The organism is Pseudomonas sp. 8209 (genome assembly GCF_028682105.1).
Lineage (GTDB): Bacteria > Pseudomonadota > Gammaproteobacteria > Pseudomonadales > Pseudomonadaceae > Aquipseudomonas > Aquipseudomonas palmensis.
Genome location: NZ_JANIAH010000001.1, coordinates 245,513 through 262,058 on the forward strand (window position 1 = coordinate 245,513; position 16,546 = coordinate 262,058).

Here is a 16,546-nt window from a genome sequence, read left to right on the forward strand (position 1 = left end):
GTATAGGTGAAGCTGTCCGTGCCTGCATAACCGACCGTGGGTGTGTAGGTGACGCTGGTGCCGCTGGCCGTTACTGTGCCGTGGCTTGCTGAGGTACTGATGGCCACGCTGCTGGCGACGCCCCCCCGAGAGGCTGAGTGTGACAGGGTTCGCGCTGCTGTTGTGGCCGACAGAGGCGCTGACCGGGCCGGCAACCGGCGGTGCAATGTAGGTGAAGGCATTGGTCAACGACGCCGAGCCGGCGGCAGTGGTGACACTCACGTTGACCACGCCGGCGTTGCCGGCCGGGATTGTGGCGGTGATCTGGGTGGGGCTGTTGATGGTCCAGCCGGTTGCCGATACTCCGCCAAAGGTGACGCTGCTGGCGCCGGTCAGGCCGGTGCCCGTGAGGGTCACGCTGGTGCCACCGCCGATGGGGCCTGAGTTGGGGGTGACGGTGTTCAGGGTCGGCACGGCGAGGTAGGTATAGGCATTGACCGAAGTGGCACTGCCCCCCGGCGTGGTGGCCACGACATTGACGGGCCCGGCGGCATGCGCGGGCGCAATGGCGGTGATCGATGTCGAACTGTTGACGGTGAAGCTGCTTGCCGGTGTGCCGCCAAAGGTGAGGCTGGTGGTGCCGGTCAGGCCTGTGCCTGAGATAAACACTTGATTGCCGCCGGTGGTGGCGCCGGAATTGGGCGTAGCGATGGTCAGGGTCGGTACGGCGAGGTAGGTGAAACCATTGGTCAGCGTGCTCGTACCGCTTGCCGTTGTGACCGTCACGTTGACCGGGCCTGCCGTGTAGGCGGGGACGGTGGCGGTTATCGAGGTCGGGGAAACGACGATGATGTTGGTAGCGGGCACACCAGCGAATGTCACGTCGGTGACGCCGACAAAATTGGTGCCGGTCAGGGTCACAGAGGTGCCGCCGATGGCGGGGCCGCTGCCGGGCGATACGGCGGTCAGGGTCAGGGGCGGTGTTGCGCCTGTGACCTTGAGGGTGTAACGGGCCTTGCCCACGACGTCGTTGCTGTCAAGGGCCGAAATCCAGAAATCGTAGTTGCCGATGGCTGTGGGGGTGCCATGCAGGGTGGTGGTCGCACTTCCAGGCGACGTTTCCAGAACCAGACCGGGCGGCAGGCAGTTGGTCGGCATGCTGGTGTCATCCTGGTCACATTCGTACCACTCGAAGATCGGCATGGCGCCGCCGGTGGCGGTGATAGTGAAAGTGTCTATCGGTGTGTTGACCGCCACATCCGGCAGGGCGGTGCCACTGGCGGGGGAAAGGGTCGGGGCGGCACTGGCCTGGCCGCACAGCAGCAGCGAGACGAGCATCAGGCCCAGCAATGCAATGCTGCGGGCCATGCGGTGACGAAGGTCAATCAGGGATCTGTTCATGGGGCTTCCTGCCAGGTAGCGGTATTACTCGCTTGCGGCGCGGGTCAAGAGTCATCGGAACAACCCGTATGCCGTGACTGGCAGTGCGGGTTTTGCAGCGTGGAGGTAACGGCGGCGTGGTCAGGGTTCCATGGGGGCACCCTCGGCACAGGTCTGCGTCAGTGGCCGTTGCATCTGCAGGTACAAGCCCTGCTCGCTAACTACCTCGAAGCCCAGGCGCGCATACAGCCGGCGCGCCGGGTTGAACGGCTCCACACTCAGGGCACAGCGCGTGTGCTGGCCGTCGGCCAGCGCGAGCACCGCAGCCAGCAGGGTGCTGCCCAGCCCCTTGCCCTGCCAGGCAGGCAGCAAGGCGATATCGACCACCCGCACTTCGCTGGCGTCCACCTGCAGGCACAACCTGCCGATCGGTTGCCCCTGGTGCTCCAGCAACAGGAATTCGGCCGAGCGATAGTGCAGGGCGTAGTGGCGTTGCTGCAGCTCGGCTTGGGCGTGCAGAAACGCGACCCGCTGCGCGTCGGTCCACCCTGGTGCGGCACGCACCTCTTCCCAGCGGCGCGTCACGAACAGCGCCCGCAGAAACCCGTCATCCGCCTCGGCCTGCAGGCGCAGGCCGGGAACGAACGACGATGGCAGCAGGCGGGCCAGGCGCTCGAGGCTAGTCATTGCGGATCGGGTACTCCCCTTCGACGCAGATGCAGTACGCCAGCGCCAGGTAGGGTTGCATCAGGTTGCGCTCGATGTTGCCGTTGCCAGTGCCGGCGTCAGTCATGCTGCCTTCGGCCAGCGTCTGCGTGGTGCCCACAGTGTTGTACAGGTTGATGTTGCGTGGCTGGGCCAGGTAGGTGGTGGTGCTCGGGATGTCGACCCTCTGGTCCGGCTCGGTACCATCGCGCGCGGTGAACCCATGGTTGTGTGGCGGGTAGTTCAAGGAATTGAGCGCTACCTTGTCGGCGCCAGCGGTACTGGCGAAGGCTGCGTTTGGCAACCCGGTACCCTGGCCGGCTCCCATCACCACACGACCATTGAGATTGGGCAGCATGAACGTGGTCTTGCCATCGCCGCCGAATCGGTTGCCGATCACCGAAAACAGCACGCTGTACTGCTGGATCAACAACGAACGCCCGTCGCAGGGAAGAAAATTCTGCGGCACGAAACTGTAGGGCAGAAGCCTGATTTCACCATAGAAAGCGTCCATGGAATGCTCTTTCCTTGATTCAGAGAGGGGTGGGCTTACTGCTGCGACGGGTAGATCCCGGCCAGCGCGATGATGTAGTTGAGCGCCATGCTGCCCATCAGGTTGGCATGTGGTTGCCCGCCGCCTGGCGCCACCGACACTGCCGCGGAGTTCAGTGTGACGTTGGGGTTGGTGCCGCCGTTGCTGTACAGCCCCTTGGTCGAGCTTTGCGCGGTGAACACCCCGAGTGTGCGCGAGGCCGGTGCCTGGGTGTCGACCGGCGAGGCGGCATCGGCCAACTGCGTGCTGGCGTAAAAGGTATGCGAGTGAGCGGGCATGTGTTGCACGCCAATGGTGGTCTGTGCACTGCCCATTGCCTGGCCCAGGTTGCGCTGCGTGAGGCCGGGGCCTGCGCCGGCGCCTACCGGTACCCGGCCGCGCAGGTCGGGCAGGGCGAAGGTGTTGACCCCATCACCGCCATAGGTGGTGCCCAACAGCGTGAACAACACCTGGTTCTGCTGGATCGACAACAGCTGGCCATTGCACAGTGCCCAGTCCTGTGGCTCGTAGTTGCCTGCGAACAGACGGATTTCCCCGATAAAGGCTTCAGACATGGTTCATTCCTTGATGTGAAGGAGCGTGTTCACGGGCGCGGTGGGTAAACGCCAACACTGGCGATGCAGTACTGCAGCACCAGCGAAGGCTGCATGTTGTCCAGGGGCTGTTGGGGTGGCGTGGGCTGAATCGTTGCCGGGTTGAGCGCTTGCTGCTTGCTACTGTCGAACTTGACGTAGGTGCTGCGCGAAGCGACCGGTGGGGTTGCCAGGTTGGCACTGGTGGCCGGGAACGCACCGGCCGGCCCGCTGTTGCCCAGGGCATCGGATACATAGACCTCATGGGTATGCTGGGCGAGTGCGGCGGCGGGCAGTGTTTCTTTCTCGGTGCCGGCTGACTGGCCCTGGGTATGATTGCTCAGGCCGGGGTCAGGGGTGCCGGTGCTGTTCCGGGCCAGCGCGGTGCGCCCGCGCAGGTCAGGCAGGGCAAACAGGTTGTTGCCGGAGCTGCCGAACTGGGTGCCGAGCAAGGAAAACAGTGCAGCGTTGGTTTGCGTGGATAACAGGCGTCCGTCGCACGGCAGCCAACCCTTGGGCACGAAGTTGTACGGGAACAGGCGGATTTCACCCACGAAAGGTTCCATATGAACAAACCTCCATCATGTTTCTCAGGCAACAAAAAAAACCCACTTGCAGGCAAGTGAGTGACAATCACGGCAGAGCTGACTAGCTAGGTAAGGCGGTTATCGATCACGGCTTGTGGCCGTTCCAGCTTCCATCTGCGCTTCTTCATGAGCGTTCCTTCCATGGTTGCGATAACAGGCAGAGGGTCCGGCGAAGCGGCCCTCGGGAGGTGGGTTGATGCTAGGCGAGGTAGTGACGCATTGCCATCACTGAAAATGGGTATTTCGACGATTTTTTTCAAACGATTGTTTGACGCGGGGCGGCTGTCGGTAATCTGGCGCCAGACACACGTCGCGCCCGGCATTCATGGGCACCTGGCCGTGCCCTGTAGCCAGTGGCTGCGTGCTGTGGAAAGATCCGGGTTCTTTTCCGTGCCGCACTGACGAGCAAGCCATGATCGATTTCCACAATGTCACCGCCTACCAGCAGCACAACCGTGTGCTGGACGGTTTCTCCCTGCACATCGGTGCCGGCGAGAAGGTCGCCATCCTGGGCCCCAACGGGGCCGGCAAAAGCACCCTGCTCAAGCTGATCACCCGCGAGCTGTACCCGGTGGAGCGCGAAGGCAGCCACCTGAAGCTGTTCGGCAGCGACACCGTCAACCTGTGGGCACTGCGCAGTCGCCTGGGGTTCGTGTCCCAGGACCTGCAGGAAGACTACACCCCGCACACCCAGGCGCTGGATGTGGTGGCGTCGGGCTTTTTCGGCGCCATCGGTGCCCATGGCCATCTGCAGCCCGATGACGAGCAACTGGCGCAGGCGCGTGCGCTGCTGGCCGAGGTGGAAATGGCCGGGTACGAAAGCACCATGTTCCAGCGCCTGTCCACCGGGCAGAAGCGCCGCCTGCTGCTGGCCCGCGCGCTGGTTCACCGGCCCAGTGCGCTGATTCTCGACGAGCCGGCCAACGGCCTGGACATGGGGGCGAGCCTGGGCATGCTGAGGTTGCTGCGCAGCTTCTGCGCCGAGGAGCACGCCATGATCATCACCACCCACCATATCGACGAGATCATCCCGGAAATCGAGCGTGTGGTGCTGCTTAGCCAGGGGTGCATCGTGGCCGACGGGCCCAAGGCCGAGGTGCTGACCAGCGCGGCACTGTCGCAGCTGTACCAGACGCAGCTGCGCATCAGCGAACAGGATGGCTGGTACCGCTGCTGGCACGCCTGAACCGGCCTGCGTGCGGCCGGCTCGGCGGGGTCAGGGCACAGGGTTGATGAACGGGCCGCCGGTGAACTGCACGAACAGCTGGCGGTACTCTTCGTTTTCCGGGTCGATGATCAGTGCCTGACGCAGGAACTCCAGCCCCTCGCGAGCGTTGTCCAGTTGGCAGCTGAGGGCAAAGGCCAGGTACAGGTGATAGGCGTTGAAGAAGTCGAACGACAGCGCCACCTTCACCAGGTGCAGGGCGCCGGTCAGGTCCTGGGCCCGCAGGCGCGTGCCGATCTCGTGATTCAACTGGGCGCCATCCTTGATCATCAGGTTCGCCAGGCCGACCTGCTTGCGCAGTACAACCGTATGGCCGTTGCCGACCTTGGAGTCGGTCTGCTCGACGCTTTCGACCAGCCAGTGCCCCAGCCCGACGTTGTTGATCAGGTTGACGGCCCGCAGCATGCTCTGCAGGGAGAACACCAGGTGATGGCCACGCCACAGGTGCGCGTCGATCGTGCTCATGTCGACGCGCTTTTCGTAGGCGTCGATCATCTGTTCCAGGGTGGTCAGCGCGCGGATGCGGTCGGTGGGCTCGGCGTTGCGGTTGGGGAAGATGCAGAAGAACACGCCACCGTCCTTCACCACCCGGGATGACTCCACGTAGGCCGCCAGCAGGTTGGGCACATGCTCGATGACGTGGGAAGTGATCAGGTAGTCGAAGGTCTGGTCGGCAAAGGGGATATCCAGGAAGTCGCCCAGCGCGTCGACCCTGGCGGGCTCGGCGTGGTAGTTGGCCTGTTCCTGCTTGTAGTGCGTGTAGTCTTCCAGGTCCTGCGGGTACAGGAATGCCTCGCCATCGCAGGGGGCCAGGTTGATGCAGTCCGGCAGGTAGAACGCATTATGCGCGGCGGCACCGATCTCCAGGCCGCGGCCCTGACAGTATTTGCTGGCCAAGGCCATGCCTTTATGGTTCATCGACGCTTGCTTCCTCTGAAAAATGCCTTGCGCAGGCTATCGGCAGGGCCGCGCAAGTATTGAGCCGGGTATGCAGCGCTCGCGTTCAAAGACTTCCCGCGCAGCGTGCAATAGAATACCCGGCGGGCGAACCCGGTTGGTTCGTCCAGTGCCGAAGCCTCTTGTGATTCGTGTAGGCATCAGGCTTCTTGCTGAATTGAAAATAGGCCACACATGCCAAGCGTTTCCCCGGAAGTACAAGCCAAAGAATGGCACAGCATGGTTTCCCAGTACCCATGCACGCTGACCCAATCGTTGCAGGGCCTTGTCGAGCGCAACAAGGTCATGCTGGCCGCGCGGTTCTATGAACACATGCTGGCCGACCCCAATGCTTCGCTGATCCTGTCCCACGACGAGGTCAAGAGCCGCCTGGGCAGTTCGATGCAGGCCTGGCTGGTGCGGGTCTATTCGGTGTCGCCCACCGATGACTGCATGCCGCTGGTTGCCCTGCAGAAGCAGGTGGGAGAAGTGCATGCGCGCATCGACGTGCCGCTGCACCTGGTGCTCAGTGGTGCGCGGCACCTGAAGAAGTTGCTGTTCCAGCTGATTCTCGAACAGCAGTGGGCCAGCGAGGCGCAGGCATTGCGCCTGGCCAGCGAAACCATGGACCTGGCCATGGAAATCATGAGCCACGCCTATTCGCGGTCCCATGACCGCAACTCGCGCAACGAGGAAGGCTACCGGCTGTTCTCGGTGCTGCAGAACATCAGCACCGAGCGCGAGCGTCAGCGCGGCGCCTTGCTGGACTGGGAAAACAGCCTGATGTTCGACCTGGCCATGGGCTCCAACGGCGTGAACCTGCCCAGGCTCGCGGCCTCTGATTTCGGCCTGTGGTTCCGTCACAAGGGCGCCTACGCCTTCCAGAACACCAGCGAAAGCGATCAGATCCTGAAGATCATCCGTCACATGGATGACGTGTTGCTGCCCATGTTTCTTGCCTCGATGCACGAGCAGGAGACGCGCATGCGCCTGCTGCGCGACATTCGCGACCAGACCAAGAGCCTGATGTTCAACCTCGACAACCTGTTCAACACTGCCAACGAGCTGGAAAGCGGCCGCGACGTGCTCACACGCATGCTCAACCGCAAGTTCCTGCCGGTGGTGATCGGCAACGAGATCGCCATCGCGCAGAAGACCGGGCAGACGTTTTCGGTGTTCTCGGTGGATATCGACAACTTCAAGTCGATCAACGACAACTTCGGTCACGAAGCCGGCGACGCGATTCTGCAGCAGATCGCCGAGATCCTCAGCAGCCACAGCCGCGCGGGGGACTACGTGTTCCGCATGGGGGGCGAGGAGTTCCTGATGATCCTGGTGGACATCGACAGCGCCAACGCCATGAAGGTGGCGCAGAAGTTGCGGCGCAAGGTCGAAGCGGAAAAGCTGCAACTGACCGAAGGCCGCAGGCACCAGGTCACCGTGAGCATCGGCATGGCCACCTACAACGGCCACCCCGACTACCAGCACCTGCTGCGACAGGCCGACCAGGCCATGTACCAGGCCAAGCAGGGCGGCCGGAACCGGGTGGTGGCGTACGGGGAACTGACCTCGCCGGAGTGACAGGCCAAGCCTGATGGAGGCGACGATGCACACGCCAAGGCGCCTCTGGCGCAGCGTTATGTGGTTGACAGTGCTGTGGCTGACGGCCAGTGGCGCGCTCGCCGCCGAGCGCGGCCACTGCGGGCGCCAGGCCGGCCCGCAGTGCCTGCACAGCTTCGCGTTGCCGGCAGGTGCAGGCCAGATGCATTACTACGCATCGCGCGCGCCAAGGCCCGGCGACCCCCACGGCCCGCAGACGGCACTGCTGATACTGCACGGGCATCCGCGCGATGTCGGGCGCAGCTTCGAGGCCGGCTTGCAAGCGGCACGTGCTGCGGGCCGGTTGCCGCGTACCCTGGTGGTGGCGCCGCTGTATCAGGTGGCGCCGGCGCAGGCCGGGCGTTGCAGCATGCCGGACACGCCCGGCGCTCAACCGGGCGACGCGCTGTGGAGCTGTGCCGGCTGGCTGGCGGGGGCTCCCTCGCTGGGCGCCCATCCGCTTGGCGCCTTTGCGGCACTGGACGCCTTGCTGGGCGAACTGGCCCGGCAGTGGCCGAGCCTGCGCAGTGTGACCCTGGTGGGATTTTCGGCCGGTGCGCAGATGCTCCAGCACAGCATCGGTTTTGCCGCCGACCCGCCGGCGGGTGTGGCGCTGCGCTATGTGATCGCCGACCCGGGCAGCTGGCTGTACTTCGACCCGGTTCGCCCCGTGCCCCTGCGGGGCGAGCGAACGGTGCCGTGGGAGGCCTGTGGTACGGGGGGCTGCACCTGGCGCTTCGACGTGCCGGCGACGTCCCCGGCCTGTGCCTATGACCACTGGAAGTACGGCACCCAGTCGCTGCCTGGCTATCTGCCGCGTACCGGCGCGCAGGCCCGCGCACACTATGCGGCGGCCCAGGTCGATTACCTGGAAGGTGCCCTCGACAGCAGTGCCGACAAGGGTACGTTCTACCCGATTCTCGACAAATCCTGCGCGGCCATGTTGCAGGGGCCTTTCCGATTGCAGCGAGGGCTGGCGTATGCCGCCTATGAACAGGCCGTGCTCAAGCCGCGCACGCCCAGGCGCATGGTCATCGTGCCAGGTTGCGCGCATGACGTGGCCTGTGTACTGGGCGCCGATGCAGCGCGGCCCGTGCTGTTCGCGCCGCCGCCCTGAGCGTGCCGCAGCGCCACGGCAGGTCAGGAAAATAATTCAGGACCAGCCCATTTTTTTTCGCTTGTGCCAGCCCCTTCGTGCCCTAAGACTCGAGCAGGGCGACGACCGCCTGTTCCCGCGTCAGTACCGGGCTTGCGGGTTCGGGGGCGTGCGCCAACAGAATAAAAATCACAAGGTTGGAGGTGCTCGTGAGTGACTACGCTGCTGTGCCAGATGAAAGCGGCCATATCGATGTGCCGGGTGGGAAGGTCTGGTACCGGCTCAACCGCTCGGCCAACAGCGGTGCCGTACCGCTGATCGTGCTGCATGGCGGCCCCGGCAACTCCCATGACTACCTGCTGCCGCTGCTCGAACTGGTGCCTGACCGCAGCGTGGTGCTGTACGACCAGCTCGATTGCGGACGCTCGCAGCGGGTGGGCGACACACGCAACTGGACGCTGGAGCGTTTTACCGACGAGATAGATGCCGTTCGCGAGCACCTGGGCCTGGGACAGGTGCATCTGTTTGCCAGCTCGTGGGGCTGCAGCATCGCCATCAACTATGCGGCCCGGCAGCCGGCCGGGCTGTGCTCGCTGGCGCTGTCGGGGCCGTTGGTCGATGCCAAGCGCTGGATGGCGGACTGCGAGCGATTGAAGGCGCAGTTGCCCGACCACCTGCAGGCGGTGATGCGCCGGTGCGAGGCGCAGCGCGACTTCACCAGCCCCGAGTACCTGGAGGCGGTCAACGCGTTCTATGTGCGTCACCTGTGCCGCGTGCAGCCCTGGCCGCAGATCGTGGTCGACACGATGGACAATTGCGCGACCGAACTGTACGGCTACATGTGGGGCCCCACCGAGTTCTTCGGCACCGGCACACTGGCGGACCTGGACCTGACCCCGAAGCTGGCGTCGATCGAGGTGCCCACGCTGTTCATGTGCGGGGCCCACGACGAAGGCACCCCCGAATCGGGCCGGGCCTTCGCGGCGATGGTCAGGGGCGCCGAGTTCTGCTGCATACCCGAGGCCTCCCACATGCCGCATATCGAAAACCCCGAACCCTTCTTCAGGCACCTGCGCGCCTTCATTGCCAAGGCGACCCCGCGCACCTGAATGCCGTCGGGTCGATGCACAGCCAGGGCGGCACCGCTGGGGATCATTCCGCCGACGACTGATTGCATGCGCAATGGTCGCTTGTTCGCCTGGTGGCCCACTTTGATACTTGCCCCTTGCAGGAAGCAGCCCCGGTACAGCGCACGCAGCCCCGCGCGCGCTGTACCGACCCTTGAAGTCATGGATAAAACTATAAAAAACAAGTCGACCCAGGCCCCTGGCGAAGCAGGGGGTTGCGCCTCGACGATCTATTGCTTCGGAGATTGCCCATGTCGATTGCCAATGCGTCAGATACCCCCAGTACACAAGACCCGGAGCAGGCAGGGCTCAAACGGGTACTGAGCTTTTCCGATGTGCTCGCCTACGGCCTGCTGTATTTCGTGCCCATCGCCCCGGTCAGCGTGTTCGGGCTTATCTACAACACCTCCGCCGGCATGGTGGCGCTGGTGTACCTGGTGGCCGCCGTCGCGATGATCTTCAGCGCCATCAGCTACAGCCAGATGGCCAGGAAGATCCCCCTGGCCGGCTCGGTCTATTCCTATGTCACCCACGGCACCAACAGCAGCCTGGGCTTCGTGGCCGGCTGGGCGATTCTGCTCGATTACCTGCTGCTGCCGGCACTGCTGGCGGTGCTGGGGGCGGCGGCGCTGTCGGCGCAGTTCCCGCAGGTGCCGACCACGGTGTGGCTGGTCACCTTCGTTGCGGTGCCCACGGCGGTCAACCTGATGGGCATCGAGATGAATGCCAGGTTGAGCAAGGTGCTGCTGCTGATCCAGCTGGTGGTGCTGTTTCTGTTCGCCGCCTTTGCCACCTCTCGCATCATCGAACTCAAGCCGACCCTGGAGCACTTCATCGCGCCGTTCTACAACCGCTCCGACTTCTCCATGGCCATGGTGTTCGCCGCCGTACCGATTGCAGCCCTCAGCTACATCGGATTCGACGCGGTGTCGACCCTGAACGAAGAGGCCAAGGGGGGCGGGGAGACGGTCTCCAGGGCCACGATGATGCTGCTGGTGCTGGTCACGGTGCTGTTCGTGGGGCAGGTGTACCTGGCGGCAGTGTTCGTGCCGCTGGGCACGGTGTACCAGGGCGCCGCTGCCGACACTGCGTTCTATACCCTCAGTGCCGAGATCGTCGGGGCCTGGTTTCTGCCGGTGATCACCCTGACCAGCGGCATCATCGCGCTGATGGCCAACACCCTGGTGTCCCAGGCGACCACGGCGCGGGTGCTGTTCAGCATGTCGCGGGACAAGCGCCTGCCCGCGTACCTGAGCCGCATCAGTGCCCGCACCAACGTGCCTGCCAACGCCATCGTCACGGTTGCGCTGGTTTCGTTCGTGGTGGCGTTCGCCGGGGCCGGCTACCTGGATGTGATGGTGACCCTGGTCACGTTCGGCGCGCTGACCGCCTACATCCTGTTGCACGTGTCGGTGATGATCTACTTCAGGAAGATCGGCCAGGCGCAGCTGTTCAGCCATGGGGTGTCCCCGGTGCTGGGCGTGCTGCTGTTGAGCTATGCGCTGTGGAGCACCAACGTGCACGCCAAGGTGCTGGGCGCCGCCTGGATGCTCGGCGGCCTGCTGATTGCCTGGGTGATGCGCCGGCGGGGGGCGCCCTCGCTGACCTGGACGGACTGACTGCACGCTGCTGCCCATGCATCGCCTGGAACAATGCCCGCTCATGCGGGCATTTTTATTGAAAATAAATTCAGTAACGGCCTTGATCGTTATTGAAGATATTTTCAGTATCGCCTAGGATTGCCCCAGCCTGACAAGAACAAGACGGGGTATTGCAGTGACACGACTCAAAGACAGGGCCTATTGGCTCGACAAGGCAGCAACGTTGCCGCTGGAGGGCAGGGCATTCATCGACGGGCGCTATGTGGACGCGCAAGACGGGGCGACCTTCTGCACCCGCAGCCCGGTTGACGACGCCGTGCTCGCGGCGGTGGCCCAGTGCGCGAAGGCCGATGTGAACCTGGCCGTGGCTGCTGCGCGGCGCAGCTTCGAGGCCGGCGTGTGGAGCGAGCTGGCGGCCCGCGAGCGCAAGGCGGTGCTGCTGAGGTGGGCCGCACTGCTCGAGGCGCATACCGACGAGCTGGCGCTGCTGGAGACCCTGGACAGCGGCAAGCCGATTGCCGATACCATCGGTGCCGACCTGCCGGGCACGATCTACTGCCTGCGCTGGTTTGCCGAACTGATCGACAAGGTGCACGGCGAGGTGCCGGCCACCGACCCGCAATTCTTCGGCACCGTGACCCAGCAGCCGCTGGGCGTGGTGGCGGCGGTGGTGCCCTGGAACTACCCGCTGCTGATGGCCGCCTGGAAGTTCGCCCCGGCCCTGGCAGCCGGCAACAGCGTGCTGCTCAAGCCGTCGGAGAAAACCCCGTTGAGCGCCTTGCGCATCGCCGCCCTGGCGATGGAAGCGGGTGTGCCGGCGGGGGTATTCAACGTGCTCCCCGGTGATGGCGCGGTGGGGCGCGAGCTGAGCCTGCATGGCGACGTCGACTGTATCGCCTTCACCGGCTCCGGCGCGGTGGGGCGGCAGATCGCGCAGAACGCCGCCGCCTCCAATCTCAAGCGTGTATGGCTGGAGCTGGGCGGCAAGTCGGCCAACATCGTCATGGCCGATTGCGCGGATATCACCCAGGCCGCGCAATCGGCAGCGGCGGCGATCTTCGCCAACATGGGCCAGGTGTGCAGCGCCGGGTCGCGTCTGCTGGTGCAGCGCTCGGTGATCGAGCCGCTGCTGCGCGAACTGCTCGTGGCCACCGACAGCTACTACCCGGGGCACCCCCTGGACCCGGCCAGCGTCACGGGCGCGATCATCGACGCGGTGCAGTTCGAGCGCGTCCAGCGCTACATCGAAACAGGCCGGCACGAGGCGCAGTTGCTCAAGGGCGGCCAGGCGCTCTCGCCGGTGGGGGCAGGCGCCTACCTGGAGCCGACGATCTTCCTTGCCCCGGACGCAACCGCGCGTATCGCCAACGAGGAAATCTTCGGCCCGGTGCTGGTGGTGATTCCCTTCGACACCCTCGATGAGGCGATCGCCATCGCCAACCAGACCGAGTTCGGCCTGGCGGCGGCGGTGTGGTCATCCGACCTTGGGACCATTCACCGCGCCACCCGCCAGCTCAGGGCCGGCACGGTGTGGGTCAACTGCTATGACGAACTGGTGGACATGAACTTCCCGTTTGGCGGGTTCAAGGAGTCCGGCAATGGCCGGGACAATTCGGCCCATGCGCTGGGCAAGTACACCGAATTGAAATCCACCATCCTGCGCTGCCGTTGAGGTCAACCCCATGCAAAACACGCTTTCAGCCTTGAACCCGCAACAATGGACCGTGCCACTGCCCATCGAGTACGGCCCGGGTGCGCGTCATCACCTGGCCAGGCTGTGCCGGGACTTCAACATCAGCCGACCGATCATCATCACCGATCAGGGCTCGCTGCGCCTGCCCTTCGTGGATGAACTGCAGCGCAGCCTGACCGAGGCGGGGCTTGCCTGCGGCCTGTACGGCGGCATCGAGCCCAACCCCACCGACCAGTCGGTACTGGCCGGTGCCGCAGCCTATCGGGCCTGGGGCGCCGACGGCATCATCGCGCTGGGGGGCGGCAGTGGCCTAGACGGCGGCAAGGCGGTGGCCCTGGTCGCCCGTCAGCAGCGCAGCGAGCTGTGGGCCTTCGACTTCGACAAGCCGGTGCCGGCAGGTTTCAGTGCGGCGGACTTTGCGCCGGTGATCGCGATTCCCACCACCGCCGGCACCGGCGCCGAAACCGAGAGCACCGCGATGCTCACCGACACCGGGCGCGGCATCAAGGGCTGCGTGTGGCACCCACGGGCGCGCCCGGCGGCGGTGATCCTGGACCCGGAGCTGACCCAGAGCCTGCCGGCCAACCTGACCGCATGGACCGGGTGCGATGCGATCATCCATGCCCTGGAAGCCTACTTCGTGCCCAGCTTCAACCCGCTCAGCGATGGCGCCGCGTTGCAGGCATTGACGCTGCTGTGGGGCTCGATCGACACCGCCGTCGAACGCGGTCACGACCTGGAGGCGCGGGGCAACATGCTGATCGGCTCGTGCCTGGCCGGCGTGGCGTTTCTCAAGGGCCTGGGGCTGGTGCACGCACTGAGCCATATGGTGGGCGCCACCTACAACACCCACCATGGGTTGACCAACGCGGTCATCCTGCCGGTGGTGCTGCGCTACAACCAGGCGCAGATCACCCCGCGCCTGATGCCGGTGGCGCAGGCCCTGGGCTTGCCGGACGCCGAGTTCGAGACCTTCTACAACGCCGTGTGCGCCTTGCTCGACCGCCTGGAGATTCCCAGGTCGCTGGCCGAGCTCGGGGTCCGCCAGGCCGATGTCGGCGCCGTGGCACGCAAGGCCATGGGCGACCCGGCGCGGCTGACCAACCCGCGCGACAGCACCCAGGCGCAACTGGAGGCGCTGTTGACCCAGGCGATCAACCACGCCCGCGATTGATGAACTCGCTGTTTTCCGCTTAGCCGTGCAACCAGACCAATAAAAAAAGGTGCAACTGCCATGTCTGCCTCCCACTCGGCGTCCAAGGGACGCCTGAACCTTGAAACACGCTCCATCGATTACGTCCCGCTCGCAGAGCGCCACGGCAAGGCGTGGCACCTGTGGCCCATCTGGTTCTGCGGGGAAGCGCACCTGACCACCCTGGCGGTGGGCATCATCGGGGTCGGCATGGGCGCCAACCTGTTCTGGTCGGCGGTGGCGATCTTCCTGGGCTGCGCCTTCGGCACGCTGTTCATGGCCGGCCATTCCACCCAGGGCCCGCAGATGGGCCTGCCGCAACTGATCCAGTCGCGCCCGCAATTCGGCTACCTGGGCGCGTTGCTGGTGTATGTGGTGGCCATCGCCACCTACGTGGGCTACAACGCCTTCAACCAGTTGCTGGTGGGCCAGACGCTGCACGAACTGTTCGACGTTCCTGAAAACGGCTCGGCCATCGCCTTCTCGCTGCTGGCGATCGTCATGGCGATTGCCGGCTACAACACCTTCCACAAGGTGCAGCGGCTGCTGGCGTTCGTGCTGATCGCGGTGATGCTGGTGTTCACCGTGGGGCTGTTCTTCTTCGTCAAGCTGCCAGCCGATCAGCTGAGCGTCTCGGACTTCAAGGCAACGCCGTTCCTGGCGCAGTTCTTCGTGGCCGCCGCGTATCAACTGAGCTGGGCGATCTACGTGTCGGACTACTCGCGCTACCTGCCGGCCAACGTCAGCGTGCGCTCGTCGTTCTGGTGGACCTACATGGGCGCGATGATCGGCGGGGTGTGGATGATGCTGATCGGCGCCTTGGCCGCGGCACTGAGCCCGGGGCAGAACCTGGCCAAGGGCCTGGTGATGCTGGGCAACACACTGTTCGGCGGCTTCGGTGAATGCCTGCTGATCCTGGCGGTGCTGAGCCTGGTGACCAGCGCGGCGCAGAACTTCTACGGCGCCTCGATCACCTTGCTGAGTATCGCCGACACGGTGAAGACCCAGACCTCCACCTTGTTCAAGCGCATCGTTTCGATGTTGCTGGTGGGCGGGACCGCGATCGCCATCGCGATGACCGCCTCGGACAACTTCGTGAAGGACTTCGGCGACTTCCTGGCCATCCTGCTGTACCTGTTCACTCCGTGGACGGCGATCAACCTGGTGGACTTCTACAAGGTACGCCACGGCAAGTTTTCGATTACCGAGATCTTCAAGCCCAACGGGATCTACGGGCGCTGGAACTGGCGCGGCATCGGCGCCTACGTGGCAGGCTTCGTGGCCATGCTGCCGTTCTCCAGCACCGGGCTGTATACCGGCTACGTGACCACGCTGCTCGATGGCGCCGACATCAGCATGCTGGTGGGCCTGGTGGTGTCGGCGCTGGTCTATGGGTGGCTGTGCCGCACCCAGGACATCGCGGCGGAGCTGTCGCGCATCGATGAACTGGACAAGGACCTGGAGCGCGGCCTGAGCGCCAACTGAGCCTGTCGACGATTGCCCCGGCGTGCGCAACGCACGCCGGGGCAATCGCCATTTCCTGTCACTTGCCCGGGCAAAAGTTGCTAAATTGTCGCCTCGCTTGGCGACTGAGATGTAGCCGCTGTCCGGAGACCGGGGCCATGCCCCGCAGTGCACAGGTTGTTGACGTATGAGCAGTGAGCCCGAAGTAACCCAACCCAGGAAGCGTCGAACCCGCATCGACCCCGAGACGCGCCGCAAGGCCATCATCGAGGCGACGATGCAGTGCATCACCCGCTATGGCCACAGTGGCAGTACCCTGGAGCGCATCTGCGCGCAGGCCGGGGTGTCCATCGGGCTGATCGGCCATCACTTTTCCAGCAAGGAAGAGCTGATGCTGTCGACCTACCAGGAACTCACCGACCAGCTGCGCGAAGAAACCCGCAAGTACCTGGCGGTGCAGGGCGGCACCCCCGAGGACCGTCTGCTGGCGATCATCCGCTCCTCGTTTCGCGGGCAGATCTTCAACGAGTTCATCCTCACCACCTGGCTGGGGTTCTGGGGGGCGGCGGTATCGTCGGAGCAGCTGCGCGCCTTGAACAAGAAGCTCTATGCCGACTATCGCAAGGAACTGGAGTCGGTGTTCAAGGCCATCGGCAAGGCACAGGGCACGCAGATAGACGCCAAAAGCGCGGCGTTGACCATCACCGCGCTGATCGACGGCTTCTGGCTGGAATGGGCGCTCGACCACAAGGCCTTCAGTTCGAAGAAGGCCGAGAAGTGCTGCATTGTCACGGCGCAGATGTTCGTCAAGGGCGCCGAACCGCTGCAGCCTTGAAC

Annotated in this window: 14 protein-coding genes and 2 pseudogenes; 9 read left to right on the forward strand and 7 right to left on the reverse strand. The window is 64.6% G+C overall.

Features of this window, described 5'->3' with window-relative positions; all coding sequences use genetic code 11:
- Nucleotides 1–5: 5 nt before the first annotated feature.
- The 6 genes and pseudogenes from NP552_RS25970 to NP552_RS01110 all read right to left on the reverse strand — a co-directional run.
- Nucleotides 6–221, reverse strand: a pseudogene (locus tag NP552_RS25970) (Ig-like domain-containing protein); the annotation flags it as partial.
- 46 nt (nt 222–267) lie between these two features.
- Nucleotides 268–1,380: pseudogene (locus NP552_RS01090) on the reverse strand (IPT/TIG domain-containing protein); the annotation flags it as partial.
- A 120-nt stretch (nt 1,381–1,500) separates the two neighbouring features.
- The gene (locus tag NP552_RS01095; RefSeq protein ID WP_058540207.1) at nt 1,501–2,046 is read right to left on the reverse strand and encodes a GNAT family N-acetyltransferase; all 546 of its coding nucleotides are present in this window, start codon (nt 2,044–2,046) and stop codon (nt 1,501–1,503) included.
- A complete protein-coding gene (locus tag NP552_RS01100) occupies nt 2,039–2,578 on the reverse strand; it encodes a phage tail protein (RefSeq protein ID WP_043861237.1) in 540 nt (179 codons plus the stop codon). The genes NP552_RS01095 and NP552_RS01100 overlap by 8 nt, the downstream gene beginning before the upstream one ends.
- 35 nt (nt 2,579–2,613) lie before the next feature.
- Entirely contained in the window at nt 2,614–3,171 is a 558-nt protein-coding gene (locus NP552_RS01105; protein ID WP_058540206.1) for a phage tail protein, read from the reverse strand.
- Between the two features lie 29 nt (nt 3,172–3,200).
- Nucleotides 3,201–3,755, reverse strand: coding sequence for a phage tail protein (locus tag NP552_RS01110; RefSeq protein ID WP_054914486.1), 555 nt, complete (start codon nt 3,753–3,755; stop codon nt 3,201–3,203).
- A gap of 433 nt (nt 3,756–4,188) precedes the next feature.
- On the opposite strand from NP552_RS01110, the gene NP552_RS01115 reads away from it, so the two are divergent.
- Nucleotides 4,189–4,962, forward strand: coding sequence for an ABC transporter ATP-binding protein (locus NP552_RS01115; RefSeq protein WP_274096302.1), 774 nt, complete (start codon nt 4,189–4,191; stop codon nt 4,960–4,962).
- A gap of 30 nt (nt 4,963–4,992) precedes the next feature.
- On the opposite strand, the gene NP552_RS01120 is transcribed toward NP552_RS01115, so the two are convergent.
- Nucleotides 4,993–5,919: a class I SAM-dependent methyltransferase gene (locus tag NP552_RS01120; RefSeq protein ID WP_231390587.1), complete on the reverse strand. Its 927-nt coding sequence runs from the start codon at nt 5,917–5,919 to the stop codon at nt 4,993–4,995.
- A 258-nt stretch (nt 5,920–6,177) separates the two neighbouring features.
- Here NP552_RS01120 and NP552_RS01125 point away from each other — a divergent pair, with 258 nt between their 5' ends.
- The 8 genes from NP552_RS01125 to betI all read left to right on the forward strand — a co-directional run bounded on the left by NP552_RS01125 (nt 6,178) and on the right by betI (nt 16,544).
- The gene (locus tag NP552_RS01125; RefSeq protein ID WP_173925049.1) at nt 6,178–7,518 is read left to right on the forward strand and encodes a diguanylate cyclase; all 1,341 of its coding nucleotides are present in this window, start codon (nt 6,178–6,180) and stop codon (nt 7,516–7,518) included.
- A 58-nt stretch (nt 7,519–7,576) separates the two neighbouring features.
- Nucleotides 7,577–8,653 carry a hypothetical protein gene (locus NP552_RS01130; RefSeq protein ID WP_196932212.1) on the forward strand — a complete coding sequence of 359 codons (1,077 nt, stop codon included), beginning with the start codon at nt 7,577–7,579 and terminating at the stop codon, nt 8,651–8,653.
- Nucleotides 8,654–8,841: 188 nt separating this feature from the next.
- Entirely contained in the window at nt 8,842–9,741 is a 900-nt protein-coding gene (locus NP552_RS01135) for a proline iminopeptidase-family hydrolase (RefSeq protein WP_054914489.1), read from the forward strand.
- A gap of 269 nt (nt 9,742–10,010) precedes the next feature.
- Entirely contained in the window at nt 10,011–11,378 is a 1,368-nt protein-coding gene (locus NP552_RS01140) for an APC family permease (protein ID WP_043861243.1), read from the forward strand.
- Nucleotides 11,379–11,535: 157 nt separating this feature from the next.
- Nucleotides 11,536–13,032 carry an aldehyde dehydrogenase family protein gene (locus tag NP552_RS01145; RefSeq protein WP_274096303.1) on the forward strand — a complete coding sequence of 499 codons (1,497 nt, stop codon included), beginning with the start codon at nt 11,536–11,538 and terminating at the stop codon, nt 13,030–13,032.
- Nucleotides 13,033–13,042: 10 nt separating this feature from the next.
- Complete coding sequence (locus NP552_RS01150; protein WP_054914492.1) at nt 13,043–14,227, forward strand: iron-containing alcohol dehydrogenase; 1,185 nt, start codon at nt 13,043–13,045, stop codon at nt 14,225–14,227.
- A 60-nt stretch (nt 14,228–14,287) separates the two neighbouring features.
- Nucleotides 14,288–15,730, forward strand: a complete 1,443-nt coding sequence (locus NP552_RS01155) for a purine-cytosine permease family protein (RefSeq protein WP_043861246.1) — start codon at nt 14,288–14,290, stop codon at nt 15,728–15,730.
- A 166-nt stretch (nt 15,731–15,896) separates the two neighbouring features.
- On the forward strand, nt 15,897–16,544 hold the full coding sequence (gene betI, locus NP552_RS01160) for a transcriptional regulator BetI (protein ID WP_052504246.1): 648 nt from the start codon (nt 15,897–15,899) through the stop codon (nt 16,542–16,544).
- The last annotated feature ends 2 nt before the right edge of the window (nt 16,545–16,546 follow it).